We start from the raw sequence: 25,809 nt of genomic DNA, 5'->3' as shown, positions 1-25,809 counted from the left end.
GATGGCACGTGTCGTCCTGCTCTCATCGAGCCCAGCGGAGAATTCGAAGACCGAGGCGCTGCTCGGGTTCATCGGCCGCAGGCTGGGCCAATACGGCCACCGCACGGAGTTCATCAAACTCCGGCACCTGCCCGCCGGGCCGCTGCTGGCTGGGGACACGAGCGACGAACTCATCGCCTCGGCCCGGTCCACCGTCGCATCCGCCGATGCCGTGGTCGTCGGCTCGCCGGTCTTCAAGGCCACCTACACGGGTCTGCTCAAGGTCTTCGTCGATGTGCTGCCGATGGACGCTCTGCACGGCAAACCCGTGCTGCCGGTCCTCACCGGCGGATCGGCCGCCCACGTCCTCGCCCTCGACTTCGGCCTCAAACCGCTGCTGGCCACGCTCGGAGCGAGTTCGATCGGCCGCGGACGCTTCGTCCTGTCGAAGAACATCCTCCCGGCCACCGAGTCGAGCCCGGCAAGCATCGACGAGTCCGTCGAACTCGACGTCATCGACGCCATCGATCAGTTCGACTCCGAACTCACCGTGCGGTCCCGATCCTGCACCCACGCCGAGGCGGTCGACCCCGAATCCCTCATCACCACCCCGATCACGACCGACAGGAACCCCTCATGAGCGCGCTCATCGCCACCACCCTCACCCCGGACCTCACGACCGGTCTCGCCGCGGCGAAGACCCTCGACGGACACGTGGATTTCGCACTCGTGCCCGATGACTTCTCCGACCTCGACGCTGTCGAATTCGCGTCCTGGCTCGGGCCGCTGACCGACCGCCTCGGGCTGATCCCCGAGGTGCGCATCACCCATCTCGAACCCTTCCACGTGAGCACAGCCTCGGCGACGCTCGACTACGCCGCCCGGGCACGGGCGGGCCTGTCCGTCGGGATTTCCGACAGCGCCGCCGAGGCGGAGCTGTTCGGCCGCCGCGCAGCCGCTCCGGCGGTCGATGCCTGGGCCGAAGCGGCCGCGGTCATCGATGTCATCCGGCGCCTCTGGGATTCCTGGGACGACGATGCGATCATCCGCGACAAGAGCACCGACCGGTACATCGATCGCGACCGCCTCCACTACGTCGAGGCGAAGCTGCCAGACTCGACCGGCACCGACTACTCGGTGCTCGGCCCCTCGATCACGCCGCGCCCGCCGCAGGGCCATCCGCCGATTGTCGTCCGCGCCGAACCGGGCAATGAAGCCGCCCGCGCCGCCGCCGACATCGTCCTCGTCGATGAAGCCTCCGGAACGGTCTCACTCGAAGAGCTGCGTGCCGAACTCGCGCCCGAGACCCCGGTGCTCGCGATCCTGCCCGCAGCCGATCGCCGGACCGAAGTGGCCGACATCGTCGGTTCGGTGCGCATCCTCCGGGGACGCGGGGCGGACGGGGTCCTCTTCTCGGCCTCCGTCGCCGAGCAGCTCGAGTTCAGCGTCCGGCTCGTCTCCGAGATCCTCCCGGCGCTGCAGTCGGCGGGACTGCGGGAGAACACGACGGGAGCGGATCTGCGCAGCCGCCTCGGCGTGGGGCCGGCTGTGAGCGCCTATGCCGATGCGTGAGCGGTCGGCGGTCATCAGCGGCGGTCGTGTCGGGGATGATGGCTCGCTCGGACCCCGCGCCGACCTCGCCTTCATCGGCGCCGGACCGAAGACCCTGGGCATCCTCCTCGCGATCGCCGCCGCCGAGGAGGCCGGGGCGGGGCTGCGCATCCACCTCATCGACCCGTTCTCGCCGGGGCCCGGACGGATCTGGCGGACCGAGCAGTCGCCGCATCTGTGGATGAACTCCCGCACCGAGGACATCACGATCTTCCCCGACGACTCCTGCCGCCTCGAGCGTCCCGGGGTTCGGGGCCCGACCCTGCACGAATGGATTCACGGGCCCGGCCGCGAGCGACTCTCCAGGTGCGGACTCGCCGAGGAGGCGGCGCTGCTCGACTCACAGTCCTTCGCGAGCCGACGGATCCAAGGCCACTACCTGTCTGCGGCTTTCGACACCGCACTCGACCAGCTCGCCGCCGAGGTGCACATCCACCGGGTCCGCGCCGAGTCGGTGCGGCGGGTGGATCGCGGCTCGGGTTTCACGGTCACCACCTCGACCGGTGCGACGATCACCGCGGACGTCCTCGTCTCCGCGCAGGGTCACCTCGACATGCACCCGGCCGCCGCGGACGCGGAGTTCGGCAACCGTGCGACCGCCTCGGCGAGGGGAGCCGGTCTCTACTATCAGGCTCCCGGCTATACCGCCGACCTCGACTTCTCCGCGATTCCCGCCGGCGCCGAGGTGCTCACCCGCGGTTTCGGGTTGGCGTTCCTCGACTTCATGGTCATGGTCACCGAAGGCCGCGGCGGAGAGTTCGCTCCGAGCGGGGAGAACCTTATCTACCGTCCCTCGGGCGGCGAACCGGTGCTGTGGGTCGGGTCTTCGCGCGGCATCTCCTACAGCCCGAAACTCGGCTACAGCAGGACCGCCGTCCCCGGCGCCCCCGAGGTCGAACTGCGGTATCTCAGCCGCCTCGACGACGGCGAGGGCGGCAAGGGCGGCGAGAGGGCTGCGGGGGATCACCTCGGCGGGGGACACCGTTCCGGCAGGGCGAGTACGGTCATCGACTTTCCGACTGTGCTCGGACCGCTGTTCGAACTCGAACTCACCTATGCCCACTACGCACACGTGCTGTGGAAGCGCGAGATCGATGCTCCCGAACTTCTCACGCTCATCGATGAAACCGCCGACGAGGTGGTCTCGACAGGTCTCGCCACCGGACCCGCGTGCGCAGGCGACGTCGCCGCCGGCCGGCGGACCCATGCGCCGCGACACCGTGCTTGCGTCGAGGCCATCGCTGCGGCTGCTCGGGCGGTCGTCACCGACCCGGACGACCTGTTCGACTTGGCTCGATTGGATCGGCCTCTCGACGATCTGAGCTGCGAGGACTTCGCCAGCGCTGAAGTCAGCGTGCGCGAGCACATCGAGGGCCACCTGCGGCGCAGCGCCGATGCCGAGCATTCGGCCGACCTTGCGGTGTTCGAGGCCCTGGTCAAGTCCTATGTGGCGATCAGGACGCTGGTCCGTGACGGCCGAGTCAGTCACAGTGATCGCACGGAGTTCGTCGAGGGCAGCTTCCACTCGCTGTTCTCCTTCATCGGCAGCGGCCCGCCGCCCGTGCGGGTCAAGCAGATCCTCGCCCTCCACGACGCAGGGCTCGTGCGTTTCCTCGGTCCTGGGCTCAGCGTAGAGGCCGATGAGTTCGGTTTCACCGCGCGATCGACGGCACATCCGGAGGCGAAGACCTTCACTCACTTCGTCGACGCCCGCCTGGCCCGTCAGAGCGCCGAGCGCGCCGCGGATCCAGCCCTCGCCTCACTCCGCTCGGACGGGGCGCTGCTGCTCGAGGATACGGCGCACGCGAAGCTGCGCACGGACGAGACGGGCCGCGCACTCGATGCGGACGGTGAGGCGCAGCCGGACCTGTTCCTGCTCGGTCCCGCGGTCTCGGGATCGACCGCTGAGGCATTCAGCCGGCCGCACACGGGTGCGCCGGTGTTTGCCGACAACGAGAGGATCGCCGGGGCGATCCTGGCCTCCGTCGCGGCGATCTCCGACGACCGTGAACTCCTGGCAGGGTGAGGGCCGGCCCGACGGCAGAGATCGTCCGTGGCGGAAGCAGTCGTCTGTGAGGGCAGCGGGCGTCCGTGACGGCAGCGGTCGTCCGTAAAGGGAGTGGCCGTCCGCCTCGGCGAGCGACGTGACCTCTCATGTCGAAAGATGACGATGATCAACGTCATATGACAGGCGGTGACCGTGCGCGTCACCGGATGCGCACGCACGGTTGCCGGCGGATCACACTGATAGTCACCGCAGATGCAGCGGTGTTCATCAGTGAAGGAAGGATCCGCCGTGAGTTCACCCCGTTACGAACCCACCACACCCGCCGGAATCTCGACCCGATCGGTGCACTCGGGCGCCATGCCCGAGGCACACACCGGTTCGGTCGTGGCCCCGATCTTCCAGACTTCGACTTATCAGATGGACACCCCGGGAGAGACCCGTGCCGGATTCGACTACGCCCGCACGGGCACCCCGAACCGCAGCGATCTCGAAGAGGCGCTGTGCGAATTGGAGAACGCGTCCTTCGCCGCTGCGGTGAACTCGGGCACGTCTGCCGAGGTGGCCGTCTTCTCCGCTCTGCTCGGTCCCGGCGATGAAGTGATCCTGCCGCGCGACGTCTACGGCGGAACCTTTCGTCTGCTGCAGAACGAGTACGTGCGGTGGGGTGTCGTCATCCGCACCGTCGACTTCACCGACACCGCGGCACTTGCGGCGGCGATCAACGAACGCACCGCGATCATCTGGGTCGAGACCCCGAGCAATCCTGGGCTCGACGTCATCGACATCGCCGAGGCGGCCCGACTCGCCCACGCGGCGAACGCGCTGCTGGCCGTCGACTCGACGTTCGCCACACCGGTCCTGCAGCGTCCCCTCGAGCTCGGCGCCGATATCGTCGTCCACTCGACGACGAAGTTCATCAACGGCCATTCCGATGTCATCGGCGGTGCCGTCCTCGCCGGCGACGGGACCAGCTGTCCCCGCGCCGCCGAGGTGATCGATCGTCTGGAGAGCCACCTGGCTTCTGTCGGGCTGGGGGTCTCTCCGTTCGACGCGTGGCTGACCAGGCGCGGGATCAAGACTCTGCCAGTGCGGATGAAAGCGCACTGCGAGAATGCGCAGGCCGTGGCCGAATGGCTCGAAGGCCGGGAAGAGGTCGCCGAGGTGGTCTACCCGGGTCTGCCCTCGCATCCGGGGCACGAGGTGGCGAAGCGGCAGATGAGCGGTTTCGGGGGAGTGGTCTCTCTGCGCACCGACACCGAGGAGCGAGCTCTGGCGCTGGTGGCGAACACGAAGCTCATCACGCTCGCCGAGTCGCTCGGGGGAGTCGAGTCCCTCATCGACCATCCGGCGACGATGACGCATCTGGCCGTAGCCGACAGCGAGCTGAGCATCTCGGGCCGGTTCATCCGACTGTCGGTCGGCATCGAGGACATCGACGACATCCTCGCCGACCTCGCCCAGGCCCTCGACGCCACGGCCGCGACTGCCGGCTCCCCGAAGACTGACGAGACGACAGCCCGCGAGGAGGCCTCGGCGACGACCGCTCCGGTCGGCGTGCCCGTATAACCTGCACAGCCATCCGCCGCGACCATCCCGCACCATTGGCGCCTCCGCCTACCCATAGCGGCTTGTCCTCCCGGTGCTTGAAGCATCCGTCACCTTAAGCGTCATAACGCCCCGTTGCACCGGGGCGGTGTGGAGCAAAGGGTGACGGATGCTCGGGCCGCGTCGCGGAAAGTGCCCGGAAAATGCTGCCGGAGGTCCGGAAGTGCCTGGCAACCGGTGCCAGCGATAAGGATGGTGTGCGCGGTCACGGCCTGTGGGGAAAACCCGATGCGGGGTCGGAGGTCTTCGTGCTGTCCGCGCGACTTCGACTCCCGTAGCGTATTCGGTATGAGTGAGAAGACCCCCGAGAACCCGCAGGATCAGGAGCCGCAAGGCACCGATCCGAGCGAGACTCAGCCCCCCGACGAGCGCGAAGAGTCCATCAGCGCCGAGGCGATCGTCAGCGCCCCGCCGACCGCAGAGTTCGACGAAGCGACAGCCAGCCAGGCCGGGCAGTTCCGGACGAAGCCGCTGGACCTCGATGTGCCGTTCGCGACGGACCCGACCCGAGAGTATGAGCAGGCTCCGCCCCGACAGAATGGGCCGGACCCGACCCGCGTCTACGGGCAGGAGCCGCGCTCCCCACAGACGCCGATGACCTACCCGGCAGCGTCGGGAGCGTATGGGTCGGCCGGACCGCGTCCCCAGGCATCGGCGGGTCAGCCGCCCCACGCTTCTGCCGGACCGCATCCCCAGAAACCGGTGGGTCAGCCGCCCTACGGCCCCTCAAGTCAGCCACCTTACGGCCCGGCAGGGCAACCGTCCTACGGTCCCGCGGGTCAGCCGTCCTACGGTCCGACTGGACACCAGACCCCGTACCCCCAGGGACCGAACCGCGCCCAGCAACCCGGACACGCCGCGCAGCCGCAGCCCGGGATGCCCGCCCCCGGCCCGATGCCACGTGCGATGCCGGCCCCGCAGCCGCCTCGGCGCAGGAAGCCGCGCACCGAACCGGTCACCTTCGCCCCGGTGACCGGCTCACTGCCGCTGACCGACGACGACGTCACGGAGATCCCCGCGGACGGCCCCATCACCTGGCCCAAACGGTCGACCGGAATCATCGGCGTCGCGAACCTCGTGCTCTCCGCGGTCCTCGCCGTCATCTGGGCCTGGGTCCCCCTCGGTCTGCTGTTCACCGGCATCGGCGGCATCTTCGCCCTCGGTCTCGGTGTCATCGCCCTCCTCGTGTGGGTACTCGTCCAGCAGGGCGCGAATGTCGCCGAACGCTACCGTGCCGAACTCATCTACGGTGACAAGATCCCCGTTCCGAAGATCGAAAGCAGCATCCGCGAACCCGGCTTCACCCGCTTCCTCCACAACCGCTGGCTGCAGGTGAAATCCGGAGCGTTCTGGCGCTCGACCGCCCACCACTACATCAAGATGCTCTTCGGAGCGATCATCGTCGCCGGCACCCTCGCCGGCATCTGCGGGTCCATCTACGGCATCTTCGCCGCGATCAATCCCTCCGGCGTCAACGCCTTCTTCATCAGCACCGACATCGAGGGCCCGGCCCGCATCGGCGTCGCGATCGGTTCGGTGATCGTGCTCGCGAGCTCCGTGGCCATCCTGTGGTTCGCCCCGTTCCTCGACCGAGCACTCGACCGGGCGCTGCTCGCTCCGGCACGCACCGTCGCTCTCCAGGCCGAGGTCACCGAACTCGACCGGGCCCGGATGGCCGGCATCGAGGCGGCCGCCGCCGAGCGGCTGCGCATCGAACGCGACCTCCACGATGGTGCCCAGCCCCGCCTCGTGGCACTGACCATGACCCTGGGCATGGCGAAGTCGAAGATCGACTCCGACCCCGAACGCGCCAAGGAACTCGTCGCCGAAGCCCACACCGAGGCGAAGGGCATCGTCACCGAACTGAGGCAGCTCGCCCGCGGCATCCACCCGGCCGTGCTCACCGACCGCGGACTCGACGCCGCCGTATCCGCCCTCGCCGGCCGATCGACGATCCCCGTCGACGTCGACGTCCGCCTCGAAGGCCGAATCGGCCGGGAAGCCGAAGCCGTGTCCTACTTCGTCGTCGCCGAATGCCTGACGAACATCGCCAAGCATTCCGGCGCCACCCGGGCAAGCGTCTTCATCGCCCCGATCGACATCGGAGTGCAGATCGTCGTCACCGACAACGGTCACGGCGGCGCCGGCGTCGACCGCTCCGGACGCCACACCGGAATCGCCGGTCTCATCGACCGTGTCGAAGCCGCCCGTGGCACACTGAATCTGACCAGCCCCGCAGGTGGGCCAACGACTGTAGTTGTGGAGGTGCCATGCGCATCGTAATCGCTGAAGACTCTGCCGTCCTGCGGGCCGGACTCGAACGGCTGCTCGCCGACGCCGGACACGAGATCATCGCGGCCGTGCCCGATGCGAACGAGCTGCTGGCCGTCGTTCACAACGATCCGCCGGACCTCGCCGTCATCGATGTGCGCATGCCCCCGACATTCACCGACGAAGGCATTCGCGCTGCCGTGCTCATCCGCAAACAGAACCCGGACGTCAAGGTCCTCGTGTTCAGCCAGTACGTCGAGGAGCAGTATGCCTCCGAACTCATCGCCGAGAACACCGGCGGATTCGGCTACCTGCTCAAAGACCGTGTCGCCGATGTCGAAGACTTCCTCGCCGCGGTCGACGAAGTCGCCTCAGGCGGTACCGTCCTCGACCCGGAAGTCGTCTCCCAGATCCTCGTGCGCACCCGCAAGAAGGACGGACTGTCGACTCTGAGCCCCCGCGAAGTCGAAGTCCTCCAACTCATGGCCGAAGGCAAATCCAACGCCGCCATCGCGCGCACCCTCTATCTCAGTGCCGGAGCAGTAGAGAAGCACATCAGCTCGGTCTTCACGAAGTTCGGCCTCACCGCCGACACCTCGGACAACCGACGCGTCCTCGCCGTCCTCACATTCCTCGGAGCCTAGAATGCCTGCCACAGTTCGCATCAGCGAATCCGCTCGCGTCGGTCTGCGTGCGACCCTCATCATCCTCGCAGCCGTCGTCCTCCTCATCCCCATCATCGTCACCACCGCCCATGGCGCCTCACGCCTGCACTACGGTGAGATCGTCGCTGAGAAGGCCCTGCCGTCGACGATGAAGGAGCTCAAGATCAAGCTCGGCATGGGTGCCGACGTCGACATCACGACCGCCGACGTCGCCGTGCCCACTGTCGAACTCACCGCGACCGGCCCCCGCGACAGTTCCCCCGACCTCAAGGTCGAGCAGAACAAGGACACCGCCGAGGTGGACCTGCCCCACCGAAAGAAACTGCAGAACACGCGGCTCATCGTCACCCTCCCTGCGAACCTCGCTCGTGGCCTCACCCTCGACCTCGACGGGAACTACGGCCGATTCGACGTCGACGGCCACTATGCGGAGATCTTCGCCGACACCGACGGCGGGGGCCTGTCGATCACGGGTGCCGCCGACCGTGTGCACACCTCGACCGATTGGGGAGCGACCTCGCTCGACGGCGCCTTCGACACCGTGGAAGCGAAGACCGGGGTCGGCACCATCAGCGGAGAGAATCTCACCGTGAACGATCATGTCGATGCCGTGACCTCGACGGGAACACTCGACCTCGAATTCACCGACGAAGCGATCCCCTCCGGCGGCATCAGCGCGAAGACCGACGAGGGGTCGATCGACCTGCGGCTGCCGAACCTCGAACTCGCGAATGAGAAGACCGGCAAGGACTTCGTCTACCGGATCAACGCGAAGTCGAACGACGGTTCGGTCGATATGGCCTCCGACCTCAAGAAATACGATGTCAGCAAGGACCCGAAGGACGCCGAGGGCAAGACCCTCGTTCCGATCTCGGCCACAGCTGACACTGGTATGGTCACGGTCAGCCAGAACTGAGACACGACCGGCGCACGGGCGGGCTCTTGACGGTCCCGCCCGTGCGACGTCTGAGAGGCCGATCCGTCATGCGCATCACTGTCTATGGAGCCACCGGAGCCTTCGGCGCCCGCCTCGTCGATCTCCTGCGCTCCCGCGATCACGAGGTCATTCCCGCGCATCGCGGCAATGGCGTCGACACATATACGGGGGAGGGAGTCGCCGAGGCGGCCGACGGCAGCGATGCCCTCGTCGACTGCGTCAACCGCCTGACGACGAAACCCCGCAAAGCCATCGACTTCTTCTCCCGCAGCACGCAGTCGATCGCGCGGGCCGCGGCAGAGTACCCCGGAACTGCGGTCGCGTGCCTGTCGATCGCCTTCCGCCCCGAAGCCGCCGAGTCCCGTCTGCTGGGCTACTACCAGGGCAAGGCGATGCAGGAGCGCATCTACCGCCGACTCCTCCCGGAAGAACGGCTGCTGATGTTCCGTTCCGCCCAATGGTTCGAACTCGTCGACACCATGACGATCGCGGCCGGGCCCGTGCGCTTCGTGCCGAAGATGCGGGTGCAGGCCCTCGCCGTCGCCGAGGCGGTGCGGATGATGGCCGATTCCATCGACGCCGGTGAGCGCGGCACTGTCGAAGTCGCGGGACCGCAGATCAGTGACTTCGCTGCGATCGCACGACTACTGGCCGCGAGACGCGCCCAGAAGGCCGGGACGAGACCGGCGAAGGTCATCGGCATCCCCCTGCCCGGACCGACCGCGCGAGACGGCCTCATCCCACCGGCACCGAGGATGTCCGCAGTGACCGTTGATGAGTGGCTGCGCTCGGTCTGAGCCCTGAACGAGTGACAGGGTGAGCTGCAACGGCTGAACCTCAGTCGAGTCCGAGCACTGTGGCACCATTGGTCCACAGCACCGACCGCATCCAGTCGTCACCGAGCCCCAGCCCCGCGAGACCTGAGATCTGGTCGACATACGGGTAGGGGATGTTCGGGAAATCCGAACCGAGGATGATCTTGTCCTGGAGTCCGACTAAGCGCTCGCGGTAGGCGGGGTCCACCTCGGCGGGGGAGGAGAAGTACCCCGAGGCGAACATCGTCGTGTCGAGGTGGACGTTGTCGAACTCCTCGGCGAGGGAGGCGAATTCGTCGTATTCGGGCATGCCCATATGGGCGATGACGAGCTTGAGGTCGGGGAACCGTGCGAGGACGTTCGCCACCGCCTGAGGGCCGGTGTATCTGCCGGGCAGGGGCGCGGATCCGGCGTGGATGACGATGGGGGCCTGCGCTGTCTCGAGCGATTCCCACGCGGGGTCGAGGACCGGATCGTCGGGGGAGAACACTCCGACCTGGACGTGCATCTTGAACAGTGTCGCCCCGGTGGCCAGCGCTTGGGGGACGTAGTCGGCGCATTCGGGTTCGGCGTAGAGGGTGCCGCAGTGGATGACGTCGTCGTGGGCGGCGGCGAATTCGGCGTTCCACTCGTTCAGCCACGCGGCCATGCCGGGTTTGTGCGGGTAGGTCAGGGCCGGGATGGCACGATTGCCGAGTTCGCGGACGATGCGCAGACGTCTGTCCGTGTCATAGCGGTAGGTGATCGGCCAGTCGCGGCCGTAGTTCGTCGCGGCATTGTCGAAGTAGTCCCACACCTTGTCCAGAACGTTCTCGGGGAGGAAGTGGATGTGGATGTCGGCCAGCGCCGGCAGGCCCAGTGCCTCGAGATAGGCGGGGATCTGCGCGTCCGTGTGCGGGGGAGTCGTCATCGTGTCCGGCACCTCGACGGTGCGGCCGACCATGGTTTCGGGGGCGGGATTCGCCGCTGCGATCGGGGCGGTGTGAGTGGCTGCGTCGTCGGAGTCGTTCATGGGGCCCACTCTATGGCCCTCGGCAGGCGTCGGAGGAAGGCGGTCCGTCTTCAGCGTGCATCCATGACGGCGGCATAGACTGCCCGGATGAGCCTGCGCGATCCCTACCCGACCATCGTTCCGTCCCAGGTCAGAAACGTGGGGCAGGCGCCGTTCTGGACACCGGGAGAGACGGTGACCTGGACGTTCCGGCGGTTCGACTTCGACCGTGACCGCGCCGAGGTGGCCCGCCCGATGCGCGTGATCGCCGATGGTCCGCAGGGTACTGCCCTGTGGTTGGCCGGCGGCACTCCGACGCAGGAGACTCGCGTCGTCGGCTGGGAGGACACGAACCCGCACGACGTTCCCCTGGCCGCGCGGTTCCGCCCCCTCGCTGAAGCGCCGACCCGGATCAATGTCGAGGGCACCTGGCGCGGGCGCGGGGTGCTCAAGATCGTCCCGCCCGCGGTGCCGTTCTCCGTGTGGGTGCTGCTCAAAGATGTCTCCGACGGTGCCGGACACGGGGCCGACGGCACTGAGCCTGGCGGAGTGCGCACCGAGTGGTACATCAACCTCGAGGCGACGCATCGGCGGACGAAGGACGCGCTGTTCACCAGCGATCACATCCTCGACATCACCTTCCCCGTCGAGTCTGCGCCCCTGCACAGCAGCGGCGGCCTCGACCCGAACGGCGCCGTGTTCAAGGACGTCGACGAACTCGCCGCGGCCGCGAATTTCGGCGCATGGCCGGAGGAATGGTCGGACATCATCCGCAGCAACGGCAGTCATCTGCTCGACCACCTCGGCGATTTCTCCTGGGCCCTCGACCCCGCATGGGAAGCGGTGGCCCGCGATCTGGCAGACGAAACGACGCCTCTGACCGGCGATGATGCCACGTCGATCGCGCGACTGGGAGCCGCCTCGGTGAGAGAAAAATCGTTCGTTCAGGAACATCGAGCGATCCCGAATGGTTGTTATGACCGACACCATCGGTGACTGGCACGGATGCGCCCGTCACCGCAACGAAGCACACAGTCGAGAATCATCTGCTGCTGAAAGGAACCGTCTCCATGACGACCAACCATCGGATTCGCCTGAACTCGCGCCCCGTGGGCGCTCCCACCGCGGAGAACTACCTGCTCGATGAGGTGCCCGTGCCCACTCCGGGCGATGGTGAGGTGCTGCTGCGCACCCTCTACCTCTCGCTCGACCCGTACATGCGCGGGCGGATGTCGGACGCGAAGTCCTACGCCAAGCCCGTCGAGGTCGGCGATGTGATGGTCGGTGCCACTGTCTCCGAGGTGGTCGAATCGAATGCTGCCGACTTCGCCGTCGGCGATATCGTCCTCGGCTACGGCGGATGGCAGGAGTATTCGGTGGAGAGGACCGGGCACCTGCGCAAGATCGACCCTGAGCTCGCGCCGATCTCCACCCATCTCGGGGTGCTCGGCATGCCCGGTTTCACCGCGTATGCAGGGCTGCTCGAGATCGGTCAGCCGCAGGCAGGCGAGACCGTGGCTGTGGCCGCCGCAACCGGGCCCGTCGGGTCCGTCGTCGGCCAGATCGCGAAGATCAAGGGTGCGACCGCGGTCGGCATCGCCGGTGGCCCGGACAAGGTCGCCCACCTGGAGGAGCTCGGCTTCGATGTCGCGCTTGACCACCGGAGCGGGAACCTGCGGCAGGAGCTGAAAGAGGCGGTCCCGCAGGGCATCGATGTCTACTACGAGAACGTCGGCGGAGACGTGTTCAACGCCGTGCTGCCACGGCTCAACACCTTCGCCCGGGTGCCCGTGTGCGGTCTCGTCGCCAACTACAACCTCACGTCGCTGCCCGAGGGACCGGACCGTTCCGGAGCCCTCATGGGCCAGATCCTCACGAAGTCGCTGCTGGTGCGCGGCTTCATCCAGACGGAATTCGCCGAGCGGCTGACGCCGCAGTTCCTCTCTGACATGAGCGGGTGGCTCAAGGAGGGCAAGGTCCGTTACCGCGAGGACATCCGGCCCGGGCTGGAGAAGGCCCCCGAGTACTTCAACGACCTGCTCACCGGAGGCAACTTCGGCAAGATGGTCGTCGCCGTCGGCGCGGAGAGCTGATCGGGCAGAGGACTCGCCTCACCCGAAGTGCGCGAACACCTCAGCCGGGTCGAGGCCGAGGCTCAGTGCCAGGGTGAGGGCGATCCTCGCCTTCCTGGCATCGAGGATCCCGGCCGGGATGAGTCCCGTCTCGAGCAGACCGATCTCACCGCCGAGGTAGCCGTAGGTGCGCTTCAGACTCGCACCGGATCCCGTGCGGGAGGCGAGGACGACGGGCATGACCTCCGCCAGCCGGGCCACCGCGGGCGCCAGGTGCTCGGGCACGTGCCCGCCGCCGACTCCGGAGACCACGGCGCCGGAGAATCCGGAGCCGGCGATGAGATCAAGGGTCTCCTCCGGCTCGCCCATCCCCACCTCGGCGAGGGCGATCTTCGCCAGCCGATCGGGCCGGGAGAGGCCGGCGAACGGTGACTTCGGCGCGCGCGGTGCGTGCGGCAGGTGGAGATCATCCTCGCTCAGCCACCCGATCGCCCCGAGGACGGGACCGGAGGAGAACGCGGCCGTCGAGGTCGTGTGCGCCTTCGTGACGAACCTCGGATCGTGCACTTCGTCATTGAACACAAGAGACGCAGGCAGCCCGCCGACCTGGTCGGACAGTGCGGTCAGGGCGGCGCTGCGGACATTCGCGGGCCCATCGGCTCCGGGCAGCGTCGGATTGCGCATGGCCCCGGTGGCGGCGATATGGATGCCCGAATCGTTGAGCAGCCAGAGCCCGAACGCCGACTCCTCCAAGGTATCGGTGCCCTGGGTGAGCACGATGCCATCGGCGGCGGTGGTCCGGGCGAGCTCGACGACGTCGAAGAGCATCTCGAGGGTGACGTTCGCGCTCGAGACCTGTGAGACCTGAGTGAAATCGGCCTGCAGATCCGGCCAGATCCCGTCGAGGCCGGCGGCCGCGGCGATCTCGGCTCCGCTGAGCGCCGGCGCGACCCCGCCGGAGGCATTCGCCGTCGAGGCGATGGTCCCGCCGAGGGCGGCTACCAGCAGATGGGGAGCAGAGGAAGACGAAGAATCAGGCATGATGCGAGTCTAGCGCCGCCTCTCGTGTCCGCGGCCTTTGCTAGTCTTCACGCATGGATCCCGATACCGTGCTCCGCTTGGCTCACGATCAGGCCATGCAGTATCCCTCCGTCGAGCTCGTCCACCCCTTCGGTCCCGAGTACACCGTGTACAAGGTGCGCGGGAAGATGTTCATGATGACCTTCGAGCTGCGCGGTGTGCCGAGCATGAATCTCAAGATCGATCCCCTCGACGGGGAGGTCCTCTGCGACGCCCACGCCGAGATCACCCCCGGCTACCACATGAACAAGAAGCATTGGATCACCGTGGCCGGCCACGGCGAGCACGGCCGTGACGAGGATGCCGACGCCGGCCACGACGGCAGCGCTGGATTCGATGCCGAACTGCTCGGCGACCTCGTCCTCGAGTCCTACTGCCTCGTCGTCGCGAAGCTGCCGAAGAAGGACCGACCCGTGGACCCGACGACCTTCGGCGGACGCGAATGATGTGGGGCGAGCAGTCACAGCGTTTGAGGGGCGACGACCGACGATGACCGTCCCAGTGTCGCCCCTGCGCCGCCACCAGCGAGAGGCTCTGGCCACCCTCGACGAGGCGAGTGCGGCCGATGATCGACGCTCGTGGATCGTCCTGCCGCCCGGAGCGGGCAAGACACGGGTGGGCATCGAACATGCCGTCCGTCTGCTCGAACAGGACCGGGTCGGCACCGTCGTCGCCTTCGGCCCCAACACCGCGATCCAGACCCAGTGGGCGCATGCGTGGAACAGCCTCGGCGAGGGACGTGGCGCTGAGGGACGTGGCGCTGATGACCAGGGGCAGGCCGCTGGCGGACCGGCCGGAACCGACCGGGAACTGGACGCCGTGTTCACCGCCCTGACCTACCAATCGCTGGCGGTCTTCGACGAGGAGCGGGAGTCGACCGGCAGCCTCCTCGACGAACTCGCACCCGGCGGCAGACAGCTCGTCGATCGGCTCGTCGACTCGGGCCCGCTCCTGCTCATCCTCGACGAATGCCACCATCTGCTCGAAGTCTGGGGCTCTCTGCTGGCCGAACTGCTCGATCTGCTCCCCGAAGTCTGGGTGCTCGGGCTCACCGCCACCCCGCCGGGGACGATGACACACTCGCAGCGCGAACTCGTCTCGGTGCTCTTCGGCCGGGTGCGCTACTCGGCGTCGATTCCCGCTGTCGTCAGGGAGGGCGATCTGGCGCCGTTCGCCGACCTGGTCTGGCTGACCGAACCGACGCGGGAGGAGAAGGACTGGCTCGCGTCTGAAGCCGTCCACTACACGGAGTTCATCACCGGTGTCCTCGATCCGAGCCGGGGCAGCCTCAGCTTCCTCGAATGGGTCGACCGACGCTTCCTTGGCACCCGGGCCGAGACCGTGAGCTGGCAGAGCATGCGCGCGTCGGTGCCCGATCTGTGCGACGCGGCCCTGCGCCTGCACCATGCCGAACTGCTGCGCCTTCCACCCGGAGCCCGGGTCGGCGAACAGCATCGCCGCGACCCCGACATCGATGACTGGGCGCTGCTCATCGACGATTGGATGCGCCACCACCTCCTTGCTTCGGCAGAACCGGGCGATGGTGCCGCCGCCGAGGCGATCCGCCGTGCCCTGCCGGCGATCGGCTACCGCTGGACCCGCCACGGGATCCGCCCCGGCCGTTCACCCGTCGACCGGGTCATCGCCCGGTCCGCGGCGAAACCGACCGCGAGTGCCGACATCGTCGCCCTCGAAGCCGCCGAACTCGGTGAGCGACTGCGCATGCTCATCCTCTGCGATGTCGAATCCGCCACGGCCACGCTCTCGGCCGAGGTCGGCGAAGTGCTGGATGAACGATCCGGTTCCGCTCTGCTCGTCCTCGAGACCCTCATCGCCGATCCGCGCACGCAGGCCCTGCACCCCGTGCTCATGACCGGTCGCACCGTCGCCGGGCCGCCCGAGGTGCTCGCCGACCTGCACAGTCGGATCGCCGAACGCGACCGGACTCTGGCCTCAAAGCTGAGCATCAGCGAGCCCGCGGCCGGTATCAGCCGCCTCGAAGGCGGGTGGACGAGCCGGACCTGGGTCCCCCTCATTACGGAGTGCTTCAGCCGCGGGGATCTCCAAGTGCTCATCGGCACTCGGGCCCTGCTCGGCGAAGGGTGGGATGCCCCGGCGGTGACCGGGGTGATCGACCTGTCGACCGCGACCACACCGACCGCCGTGACGCAGACTCGCGGGCGCGCACTGCGCAAGGACACTCACTGGCCCGGGAAGGTCGCACTCAACTGGACCGTGGTGTGCGTGAGCTCCGAGCACCCTCGCGGTGATCAGGACTGGGGCAGGCTCGTGCGCAAACACGAGGGATTCTTCGGCACCGACGCCGACGGGGAGGTCGTCGACGGAGTGGCCCATATCGATCCCGCTTTCTCCGCCTTCGAACCTCCCGGCGATGACAGCTTCGCCGCGATCAACGCCCGGATGACCGCCCGCGCTCAAGCCCGCACCGAGGTGGCCCGGCGCTGGGACGTCGGCGCCGACTACCGGGATGAGGAGCTGCGATCGGTGCGCATCCTCGCGACCGCGGAGAACACCGCCTTGCTCGCGCCGATCGCCGAGCACCGGCCCGCGGCCGCAGACACCGCCGCCGCAGGGCTGAGCGTCACCCGGCGCCACCTCGGTGGGGATCCCGGCCGACTGCTGCCCTTCGGCTTCGGGCGTGGGGCAATGTCTGCGTGGATCGGCATCGGAGTGTTCCTGGGGATCGTCGCCCTGCTCAGCAGCGGAGTCCTCGCCGCGGTTCTCGGAGCGTTCGCGGCAGTCGTCCTCATCGGTCTGCCCGTGACGCTGTCGATCGCGGGTGCCCGCAGGCGTCGCCTCTATTCGCGGCCCCCGACGGTCTCCCAGGTCGCCGGGGCGATCGCCGAGGCGCTGCACGAGGTCGGCCTGAGCACCCAGGGAGCCGAGGCGGTGCGCGTACGCATCGACGCCCGCGGAGACCTGCGCTGCCACCTCGACGCCGATGCCCGATCGGCAGAGGCCTTCGCGCTCGCTCTCGACGAGGTGGTCTCGCCGATCACCGATCCCCGCTATCTGCTGCCACGCTGGCATCTGCCGCCTGGCAATCCGGGAATCCGCGGCTGGTGGGATCAGCTGCGCGCAGGGATCGGCTCTGCCCATGAGCGTGACCCCGTATGGCATGCGGTGCCCAGCGTTCTGGGCACGAACCGGGAGCTGGCCGATGCCTTCGCCGCGTCCTGGGGCAGTTGGATCGGCGGGGGCGGTGCCGTCTACACCCGCAATACCGACGGTGCCGGGATCCTCGTGTCGGTGCGATCGGCGAATCCGCTGGAGCTGACCTCCGTGCTGCGCACGACCTGGCACTGATGCGGTGCAGCGGCGTGGAATTGGCAGACGGGGGCCTCGGCGCAGACAATAGTCGATATGTCAGCCCTCAGTTCAGCGCTCGCCTACCGGCGACTGCTCGAATCGAATGCCACCCTGCGCATGCTCCGGGCCGACAACCTCGCTGTCATGGCCGGCACCCTCGACGCCCACCTGGGCAAGCCGGGCACCCGGATGAACACCGAGGACCTGCATGAGAGCATCGACGCCGACCTCGAGGAGCTGCGCGACCATTTCGACCTCTCTCTGCGCACGGCGAAGGCCTACTGCGATGACTGGCGGCGGGCCGAGATCCTCGTCCGCCGGCCGGCCACCGCCGCCCGGGGTGAGACCTACGAGCTCTCCGCTGCCGGCTTCGATGCGATCCGCATGCTCGAACAGCTGCGCACCCCACCGCAGACCGCCACCGAATCCCGGCTGGTCAGCCTCGCCCAATCCGTGCGCCAACTGGCCATTGACACCGACCCGGACAGCTCCCGCCGACTCGCCGCACTGATTGCCGAACGCGATCGCATCGATACCGAGATCGCCCGTGTCCGCCGCGGCGACCCCCGCTCCGTCGTCCTCGACCGCAGGCGTGCGAACGAACGCGTCTCCGACATCCTCCAACAGGCACAGGGACTGCCCGCCGACTTCGCTCGCGTGCGTGCCCGCTTCGAAGAGCTCAACCAGGAGCTGCGGATCTCGATCCTCGCCGCCGAGGACTCCCAATCCCAAGTCCTCGACGAAGTCTTCCGCGGCGTCGACCTCATCGAATCCTCCGACGAGGGCCGCACCTTCTCGGCGTTCTCCGCCCTCGTGCGCGACCCCGAACAGTCCGCGTCCTTCGACGACGACATCGCAGCCATCCTCGACCGCGATTTCTCTGCCGCCCTGTCTCTGTCCACCCGCCGCTCCCTGCGCACCCTGATGCGGCAGATGAAGGACGGTTCGCACGAAGTCTCGGACATCCTCACCGAATTCGCCCGGGGTCTGCGCCGCTACGTCCACTCCCACGAATTCCAACGCGACCGCGTCATGCGCACCCTGCTCCAAGAGGGCCTCGCCGCGGCGGCGCCGGTGGCCCAAGAGCTCAGACCCTACGACGAGATCGGCATCGACCTCGAACTCTCCAGCGTCTCCTTGGGCAGCGTCGGCGAAGTCATCCTGCACGACCCCGAGGAGTTCGACGCCGGAGCCGAACTCGACGAGGCCACCGAAACCGAAGTCGACTTCGCCGAACTCATCGCCGTCGCCCGCGAATCCGAGATCGACTTCGCCGAGCTCACCGAGAACATCAATTCCGTCGTCACCTCCGCCCATGAGGCCTCTGTCGCCGAGGTGCTCGAGACCTTCCCCGCGACCCAGGGCCTGGCCAGCGTCATCGGCCTGCTGTCCCTGGCCAGCACGTACGGCCACGTCGATCACGACAACCGCGAAATCCTCACCTGGTCCGGCGTCGACGGCATCGCCCGCACCGCCGCGATCCGCCGCCACTACTTCACCGAAGGCATCACCCTATGAGCCCTGCCGATCACGACACCGACACACCACCCGCCGAGGAGGGGGCCGCCTCGGCGAGGGAGCCCTTCGCTTCCCCGGAGACCGTCGACGACAATCCCAGCGCCCTGTGGTCCGGGGACACCGGAACGCTGAGGGAGCGGACCCGGCGGGTGCTGCTCGAACTGCTCAAGGGCCCCTACGTCTCGGGGACGCAGAGCCCGCAGCTGTGGGCGGCCCTCGTCGCCGACGAAGGACTCGTCCGCTCCCGTCTGCACGACCTGTTCCTCGACCTCGTCATCGACCGGGTCGACGAATTCGCGTTCACTCGCAAGATCGTCACCGATGAGATCGACGCGCCGGCCGCGGTGCGCAGCGAACGGCTCACCTTCCTCGACACGGCGATGCTCCTCGTGCTGCGGCAGCTGCTGCTCGCCGCACCGGGGGAGAAGCGCGTCATCGTCGACCGCGAAGAGGTCTACGAACGGCTCGCGATCTACCGCACCGGCGACGAATCGACCTTCCAACGCAATCTCAACGGTGCCTGGTCGCGGATGAGCAACCGGCTGCGCGTGCTCCACAAGGCCGGCGAGGACCGGTTCGAGATCTCTCCGATGGTGAAGTTCCTCATCGACGAGGATCGGGTGCGTGAACTCATCGCCGTCTATGAGCGCATCGCTGCGGGTGAGACCGATGCCGGTGAGGATTTCGGCGATGCTGATACGGGTGCCGGCGATGCTGGTGCTGAGGGCGATTCTGGCGGCGACGCTGAAACTGACACCGAGGAGGACGACGCGTGACCGAAGCACTCTTCCCACTCGACGCTGCGTTCGTCGCCGAGCAGGCACGGGCCCGCGGAGCGAACCGTCCCGACGTCGGCAGCCAGTGGCGACTCAGCGAGATCCAGATCGCGAACTGGGGCACCTTCGACGCCGACATCCACCGCATCCCCGTGTCGCACAAGGGTCACCTCATCACCGGACCCTCCGGTTCGGGCAAGTCCTCCCTCCTCGACGGCATCGCCGCCGTGCTCACCCCGGACAAATGGCTGCGCTTCAACGTCGCCGCCCAGACCGCCGGCAGCCGCGTCGACCAGCGCAGCCTCGTCAGCTACGTCCGCGGGGCGTGGACACGGACCGCCGACACCGAAGAGGACCGCGTCGTCAGCAAGTATCTGCGGCCCCGGGCGACCTGGAGCGGCATCATCCTCCGCTACGACAACGGCACCGACCGGCCGCTGTCCTTGGCCCGGCTCTTCTTCATCAAGGGCTCCGGTACGAAGACGACGGACCTCTCCGACGCCTGCATCCTCGAGCGCGGAGAACTCGATCTCTCCGAACTCCAGCACTATGCCCGCTCGGGACTCGAGACCCGCAAACTCAAGGCCGACCGCCCCGATGCCGTGGTCACCTCGAACGGACACCACGGGAAGTTCTATGCGCGCATGCGCAAGACCTTCGGCATGGCCGACGAATCCGCCCTCCAACTGCTGCACAAGACGCAGTCGGCCAAGAGCCTCGACAGCCTCGACCGGCTCTTCCGTGACCATATGCTCGAAACCCCGGTGACCTTCGACCTCGCCGAGACCGCCGTCGCCCAGTTCGGCGACCTCAAAGACGCCCACGACCATGTCGTCGAACTGCGTCGTCAACGCGACCACCTGCTCCAGCTGCGCGAAGCCGCCGCTCGTTTCGAATCGGCCAACGACGTCGCCGCGGAATCGATCGCCCTCAGCGACGCCCTGCTGCCGTACCAGAAGCGACGCGAACTCGACATCCTCCGGACCGACCTCTCGGCACTGACCCGCCGGATCGTCGAACTCGAGGTCACCGCCGACCGGGCGCAGCGCGACTACGATGCCGCCGTCGACGAGTACGACCTGGCCCGGCGGGCCACGCTCGAACTCGGCGGGTCCGAGGCCGAACACCTCCAGCAGCGCATCGACACCGCCGAGACCGAACGCCGCGCCATCGCCGAACGCTGGGCCGGTCTGGCCCGTCAGCTCGAACAGGCCGGCATCGACGCGGCACCGACCACGGCCGCGGAGTTCGCCGAACTCCAAGCCCAGATCGCGTCCAGCCTCGACGACGACACCCGGGTGTCCGGTCCCAGCCACGCCGACCACGACCGGTTCTCCCAGGCCCGCGCCCGGGTGCGGGAGCTCGAAGGCGAGATCGAATCCCTGCGCCGCTCCGGATCGACCGTGCCGAACAACCTCATGGCGATCCGGACCGAACTCGCCGCCGGCACCGGCCTGAGCGAGAAGGCCCTGCCCTTCGCCGCCGAACTCATCGAGGTCGACCCCGCAGAAGCCCGCTGGACCGGGGCGATCGAACGCGTGCTGCGCCCGATGGCGCTCACCGTCCTCGTCCGGTCCGAGAACCTCTCGGCCGTGCGCACCTGGGTCGACGCCCACCGTATTCGCGGTCGCCTCGTGTTCGAGGAGATCCCGCATTCGGTGCCGAGTCCACGCCCCGTCGGCAGTGAGAAATCACTGGTCAACAAGGTGCACGTGTCCGACACCGGATTCGGTGACTGGGTGCGGTCCACCCTGTCCGAACGCTTCGACTTCGCGTGCGTCGACCACCCCGACGAACTCGACGACCACCCGCGCGCCGTCACCGTCAAAGGTCAGGTCAAGACCTCACGCACCCGGTATGAGAAGGACGACCGGCGGCGCATCGACGACCGCAGCCAGTGGGTCCTCGGCGACCGGGAAGCCAAACTCGAAGCGCTCATCGCCTCACTCAAAGAAGCGCAGTCCGAACTGGCCGCCGCCGAACAGATCGTCGCCGCCGCCGATGCCGAAACCGCACAGGCGCACCGTCGCCGCGGCATCCTCGCTGGCATCCGCGAACAGTCCTGGCGTGACGTCGACCGGGACGGGGCCGCCGAGAAGGTGGCGACCCTGGAGCGGCAATTGGCCGAACTCGAAGACGCCGACGGTGACCTGCAGCAGGCGATCGGCGCCGAACGCCAAGCGAAAACCGTCAAGGACACCGCTGAGAACGCGAAATCCGAAGCCGACTACGCGCTCCGCCGGGCCAACGAGGAATCGGCGGATCTGCGCTCGAACATCACCCGGATCGAGGACGACGTCAACGCCGGTCGCATTGCCGAAGTCGAGGGCCGCCTCGGCGAACAGTTGGATGATCGGTTCCGGAAGGTCCAACGCAGCATCAAGCGCGAGAACCTCGCCGAGGTGGGCCAGCAGGTCTCGCAGATTCTGCAGGAGGAGAAGGACCGGGCACAGGCTGTGGCCAGGGACGCCAGCAACGCCGTGACCCGGTTGGCAACAGAGTTCAAAGCCGCGTGGCCGTCGGTATCGTCCCAGCTGACAGCCGAGGTCGACGATCGGCGGGCGTATCTGGGGATGCTCGACGAGATCCTCGCACACGGTCTGCCCGATCATGAGAACCGGTTCCGGGAGCTGCTCCAACAGCGCTCCCGCGACCTCATCGGCGAGCTGCTCAACGAGATCCATGCCGCCCCGCGGGAGATCGATGATCGGGTCGCCCCGATCAACTCCTCCCTGCTGCGCTCGCAGTTCGACGAGGACCGGTACCTGCGGCTGAAGGTCAAGACCCGCCGGTCCGAGACCGTCAACGCCTTCATCGCCGATCTGCGCTTCGTGGCCGCGGGCAGCTGGGGCGAAGACGATATGGAGACCGCGGAGAAGAAGTACGACACCCTCGCCGAGGTGATGCGCCGATTCGCCTCCAGCGAGCACGTCGACAAGGTGTGGAAGACCCACTGCCTGGACACCCGTCTGCACGTCAGCTTCCTCGCCGAGGAGATCGATGATCACGGGCGGGCGCATGCGACCTACGATTCGGGTGCCGCAATGTCCGGCGGTCAGCAGCAGAAGCTTGTGATCTTCTGCCTGGCCGCGGCGCTGCGCTACCAATTGGCAGACCCGGACGAGGCGATCTCGAAGTACGGCACGATCATCCTCGACGAAGCCTTCGACAAGGCCGACACACGCTACACCCGGATGGCGCTCGACATCTTCATCGAATTCGGATTCCACATGGTGCTCGCGACCCCGCAGAAGCTGCTGCAGACGATCGAACCCTATGTGGGTGCGGCGACGTCGATCGAGAACCCGAGTCGGCAGAAGACCCTCACCTCGACGATGGTGTGGGACGCAACCGAGCGTGCGGACTCCGACGGCGCGGGCGATGTGAGCGAACTGGAAGGTGCCGGCGAACCGGTCGGCGCGGACGATGTCTCGAACTCTGAGGAACCGGACGCACAATGACCATGCTCTCCGTCGCCGGGGCCCGGACGAAGGCGCGCGCTCGTCTGAACTCGTCCATGGCCGCCTGGGCCGCGGAGGGCAGCGGCGTAGTGCGCCTCGAGATCGCGCTCAAGCCGCCGACGGAGAAGCAGGTGCTCACCGATCAGGCTGCCGCCGCCGAGTGGGCCGGCAGCTGGAGGGCAGCCGAGGAGACAGCCATCGGATGGGCCTCGCCGACGGCGCCGGGATCGGTCGCCGGGACTCGCTCGGGACTCGAGATCGACTGGGAAGACCGCAACTGGGCCCGGGTCGGTCGCCAACGCATTCCCATCCGTGTGCGCCTGACCACCGCGGACGCGGTCGCTGATTTCGTCGGCGGCGAGTCCGCCCGCGACTGGCGGAGACTGCGCGACCGGGCAGCGACGATCCGCGACCGATTCGCAGCTGAGCCGGGCAGCGTCGAACAGATCGACGCTGATGACCCGGACGGTCCCGGCGCCGGCGGCACCGGTGACGACGACGCACTCGCCGCCGCGATTCGGTCCCAGGCGAAGCGGATCCTCGGGTTGACCGACGCCGCGTTCACCACCGTCCTCGACGTCGTCGACTGGCTGCGCGGCCACCGGCTCGGAACACTGCGACCGAGGCAGCTGCCCATCCGCGGAGTCGACTCCAAGTGGTTCGAGACCCACCGCAGCCTTGTCACCGCACTCCTCGGCGGAATCGGGCACGCCGACGCCGTGACCGTCCTCGACGCCGAACCGCGACTGCGTCTGCGCATCCTCGACCCGGCCCTGAGGGTCACGGCGGAGCCCGCCGCTCCGGCCACCGGCCAGGCGGCCGATATCAGCCTGGCCGGCCTCGATGACATCACCGCACCGATCTCGCAGCTCGGCCGCCTGCCCATCGCCCCGCAGTTGGTCTTCGTCTTCGAGAACCTCGAATCCGTGCTCGCCATGCCCGCCTGGCCGGCCGCCGTGGCCGTCCATGGTTCCGGCTATGCCGTCGACGGGGTGGCTCGGTTCGACTGGATTGCCGACGCCCGAGTGATCTATTGGGGTGACCTCGACTCTCACGGGTTCGCGATCCTCAATCGGCTGCGCAGCCACCTGCCGGCCGTCGAATCCGTGCTCATGGACGAAGCGAACCTGCTCGCCCACCGGGACCTGTGGGTGCCCGAACCGAAACCGAGCACCGGCACGTTCGCCCACCTCACCGGCACGGAACTGCGTGCCCTCGACCGGATCCGCGCCGAAGGCAACGTCCGGCTCGAACAGGAACGCATCCCCTGGGACACGGCACTGAACCGACTGCGGACCGCGGTCGGAAACCCGACGCCGAGCCGCCTCGGCGAAGGGGAGGGCGATCTCGGTGCGGGGACGAGACGTGGCACGGAAACGGAGCGTCTCCTCGGCGAAGGCGACGATGACGACGGATAAACCGCGCGGAGGACTGACCGCCCTGTGCATCGCGGAGTTGGTCTGCTGGGGCCTGCTCTACTACTCGCTGCCCGTCGCGGTCACCCCGATCTCAGCGGATATGGGCTGGAGCCATACGACGGTGACGGCAGCACTGACGATCGGACTCATCGTCTCGGCGCTCATGGGACCCCGCGTCGGGCGGATGCTCGACGAGCACGGGCCGCGGCTGATCATGGGCGCGGGCACGCTCATCGGCGTCATCGCGCTCGGACTCGTGGCGGTCGCCCCGAACCTCGTCGTCTTCTTCTTCGCCTGGATCCTCGCGGGCTTCGCTCAGGCTGCGACCCTCTACCCGCCGGCCTTCGCCGTCGTCACCCGCTGGTACGGGAACGAACGGACGAAGCCGCTGACGACGATCACGCTCGTCGGTGGGCTCGCCTCGACGGTGTTCGCGCCGATCATCGCCTGGCTCATCGACGTCTGCGGATGGCGGGGCACCTATGGCATCCTCGCCGGTCTGCTCGCGGTCCTGGCACTGCCGATGCATCTGCTCTTCCTCAACCGGAGATGGACCGACGAAGCGGCCGCGGACCGGGTGCGACCGAGCCGGGCCGAACTGCGGACGATCACCCGACACCCGCGCTTCATCATCCTGCAGATCGCGGTGGCCATCGCGACCTTCACCCTCTTCGCGTTGACGATCAACATCATCCCCGTCCTCATCGAACGCGGAGCCGGGTACAGTCTCGCCGCGATCGCCCTCGGGCTCGTCGGCTTCGGTCAGGTGGCGGGACGCTTCGGCTATCCGAGCCTGGAGCGGCACACGAGTCCGCGTGCCCGCACCGTCCTGCTCTTCGCCGCCGGCGCCCTCGGGCTGTGGCTGCTGGCGCTGGTGCCGAGCCCGATCTGGATGCTCATCGGCATCGCCATGGTCACCGGGGGAGTGCGCGGCTGCATGACCCTCTTCCAGGCCACAGCCGTGTCCGACCGTTGGGGGACGAAGAACTTCGGAGCCATCAACGGCGTCTTCGTCGCCCCCATCACCGCCGGAACGGCTCTGGCCCCCGTGGCCGGGCCCGCCCTGGCCGATGTCATCGGCGGTTACGGCTGGATGTCGATGACCATGGCCGGACTGCTGACCCTGGCGACCGTGCTCTCGGCCCGGACCTGAGAGGGCCCTCCCAGCCGACCCTCGCATCGGCAAGCCGGCAGTATGGGCGCTCGAAGAGCAGATCGCGAAGGTCGGAGTTGCTCGAGCTTCAACTGCGGATTTCAATACAGCACGCGTTT

The 25,809-nt window shown here is 67.8% G+C and carries 19 protein-coding genes; 17 read left to right on the top strand and 2 right to left on the bottom strand.

The genetic code is table 11. The annotated features are described in order from the left end of the window. Position 1 precedes the first annotated feature (1 nt). From ACPUD7_RS01965 to ACPUD7_RS01930, 8 genes are all read left to right on the top strand, one after another. Positions 2-619: an NAD(P)H-dependent oxidoreductase gene (locus ACPUD7_RS01965; protein WP_135539747.1), complete on the top strand. Its 618-nt coding sequence runs from the start codon at positions 2-4 to the stop codon at positions 617-619. After that, positions 616-1,551, top strand: a complete 936-nt coding sequence (locus ACPUD7_RS01960; RefSeq protein WP_205683341.1) for an LLM class flavin-dependent oxidoreductase — start codon at positions 616-618, stop codon at positions 1,549-1,551. The genes ACPUD7_RS01965 and ACPUD7_RS01960 overlap by 4 nt, the downstream gene beginning before the upstream one ends. Further along, on the top strand, positions 1,538-3,616 hold the full coding sequence (locus ACPUD7_RS01955) for an FAD/NAD(P)-binding protein (protein WP_135539749.1): 2,079 nt from the start codon (positions 1,538-1,540) through the stop codon (positions 3,614-3,616). Before ACPUD7_RS01960 ends, ACPUD7_RS01955 begins: the two co-directional genes overlap by 14 nt. Positions 3,617-3,886: 270 nt before the next feature. Further along, positions 3,887-5,164, top strand: coding sequence for a trans-sulfuration enzyme family protein (locus tag ACPUD7_RS01950; RefSeq protein WP_276606434.1), 1,278 nt, complete (start codon positions 3,887-3,889; stop codon positions 5,162-5,164). A gap of 327 nt (positions 5,165-5,491) precedes the next feature. Next, positions 5,492-7,486: a sensor histidine kinase gene (locus ACPUD7_RS01945; RefSeq protein ID WP_135539753.1), complete on the top strand. Its 1,995-nt coding sequence runs from the start codon at positions 5,492-5,494 to the stop codon at positions 7,484-7,486. Then, on the top strand, positions 7,474-8,118 hold the full coding sequence (locus ACPUD7_RS01940) for a response regulator transcription factor (protein WP_135539755.1): 645 nt from the start codon (positions 7,474-7,476) through the stop codon (positions 8,116-8,118). The genes ACPUD7_RS01945 and ACPUD7_RS01940 overlap by 13 nt, the downstream gene beginning before the upstream one ends. Before the next feature lies 1 nt (position 8,119). Further along, on the top strand, positions 8,120-9,055 hold the full coding sequence (locus ACPUD7_RS01935; RefSeq protein WP_135539757.1) for a hypothetical protein: 936 nt from the start codon (positions 8,120-8,122) through the stop codon (positions 9,053-9,055). A 68-nt stretch (positions 9,056-9,123) separates the two neighbouring features. Next, positions 9,124-9,873 (top strand): SDR family oxidoreductase, encoded by a 750-nt coding sequence (locus ACPUD7_RS01930; protein WP_135539759.1) that lies wholly within the window; start codon positions 9,124-9,126, stop codon positions 9,871-9,873. A 40-nt stretch (positions 9,874-9,913) separates the two neighbouring features. Here ACPUD7_RS01930 and ACPUD7_RS01925 read toward each other — a convergent pair whose 3' ends face one another. Beyond that, the gene (locus ACPUD7_RS01925; protein ID WP_425118963.1) at positions 9,914-10,903 is read right to left on the bottom strand and encodes an amidohydrolase family protein; all 990 of its coding nucleotides are present in this window, start codon (positions 10,901-10,903) and stop codon (positions 9,914-9,916) included. Between the two features lie 87 nt (positions 10,904-10,990). Between ACPUD7_RS01925 and ACPUD7_RS01920 the strand changes: the two genes are divergently transcribed. Together ACPUD7_RS01920 and ACPUD7_RS01915 are read left to right on the top strand one after the other, a co-directional pair. Further along, complete coding sequence (locus ACPUD7_RS01920) at positions 10,991-11,878, top strand: DUF402 domain-containing protein (protein ID WP_425118962.1); 888 nt, start codon at positions 10,991-10,993, stop codon at positions 11,876-11,878. 74 nt (positions 11,879-11,952) lie between these two features. Further along, positions 11,953-12,975, top strand: a complete 1,023-nt coding sequence (locus ACPUD7_RS01915; protein ID WP_135539763.1) for an NADP-dependent oxidoreductase — start codon at positions 11,953-11,955, stop codon at positions 12,973-12,975. Between the two features lie 18 nt (positions 12,976-12,993). Here ACPUD7_RS01915 and ACPUD7_RS01910 read toward each other — a convergent pair whose 3' ends face one another. Then, the gene (locus ACPUD7_RS01910; protein ID WP_425118961.1) at positions 12,994-13,995 is read right to left on the bottom strand and encodes an asparaginase domain-containing protein; all 1,002 of its coding nucleotides are present in this window, start codon (positions 13,993-13,995) and stop codon (positions 12,994-12,996) included. A 53-nt stretch (positions 13,996-14,048) separates the two neighbouring features. Here ACPUD7_RS01910 and ACPUD7_RS01905 point away from each other — a divergent pair, with 53 nt between their 5' ends. From ACPUD7_RS01905 to ACPUD7_RS01875, 7 genes are read left to right on the top strand one after another with little or no spacing between them, the layout of a single operon-like run. Then, positions 14,049-14,480: an MmcQ/YjbR family DNA-binding protein gene (locus ACPUD7_RS01905; RefSeq protein ID WP_135539767.1), complete on the top strand. Its 432-nt coding sequence runs from the start codon at positions 14,049-14,051 to the stop codon at positions 14,478-14,480. Between the two features lie 43 nt (positions 14,481-14,523). Beyond that, positions 14,524-17,361, top strand: a complete 2,838-nt coding sequence (locus ACPUD7_RS01900) for a DEAD/DEAH box helicase family protein (RefSeq protein WP_167854410.1) — start codon at positions 14,524-14,526, stop codon at positions 17,359-17,361. A 57-nt stretch (positions 17,362-17,418) separates the two neighbouring features. Continuing rightward, on the top strand, positions 17,419-18,882 hold the full coding sequence (locus tag ACPUD7_RS01895; protein ID WP_425118960.1) for a DUF3375 domain-containing protein: 1,464 nt from the start codon (positions 17,419-17,421) through the stop codon (positions 18,880-18,882). Then, entirely contained in the window at positions 18,879-19,658 is a 780-nt protein-coding gene (locus ACPUD7_RS01890) for a DUF4194 domain-containing protein (RefSeq protein ID WP_425118959.1), read from the top strand. Before ACPUD7_RS01895 ends, ACPUD7_RS01890 begins: the two co-directional genes overlap by 4 nt. After that, positions 19,655-23,119, top strand: a complete 3,465-nt coding sequence (locus ACPUD7_RS01885) for an ATP-binding protein (protein WP_425118958.1) — start codon at positions 19,655-19,657, stop codon at positions 23,117-23,119. The genes ACPUD7_RS01890 and ACPUD7_RS01885 overlap by 4 nt, the downstream gene beginning before the upstream one ends. After that, positions 23,116-24,537: a Wadjet anti-phage system protein JetD domain-containing protein gene (locus ACPUD7_RS01880; protein WP_425118957.1), complete on the top strand. Its 1,422-nt coding sequence runs from the start codon at positions 23,116-23,118 to the stop codon at positions 24,535-24,537. Before ACPUD7_RS01885 ends, ACPUD7_RS01880 begins: the two co-directional genes overlap by 4 nt. Further along, positions 24,524-25,690, top strand: a complete 1,167-nt coding sequence (locus ACPUD7_RS01875; protein ID WP_135539778.1) for an MFS transporter — start codon at positions 24,524-24,526, stop codon at positions 25,688-25,690. The genes ACPUD7_RS01880 and ACPUD7_RS01875 overlap by 14 nt, the downstream gene beginning before the upstream one ends. Positions 25,691-25,809 lie beyond the last annotated feature (119 nt).

Origin of the sequence: Brevibacterium sp. FAM 24630 (assembly GCF_049804075.1) — a bacterium.
Classification (GTDB): domain Bacteria; phylum Actinomycetota; class Actinomycetes; order Actinomycetales; family Brevibacteriaceae; genus Brevibacterium.
Note: the sequence above shows the minus strand (reverse complement) of the source record. Positions and strands in the feature narration are given on the sequence as shown.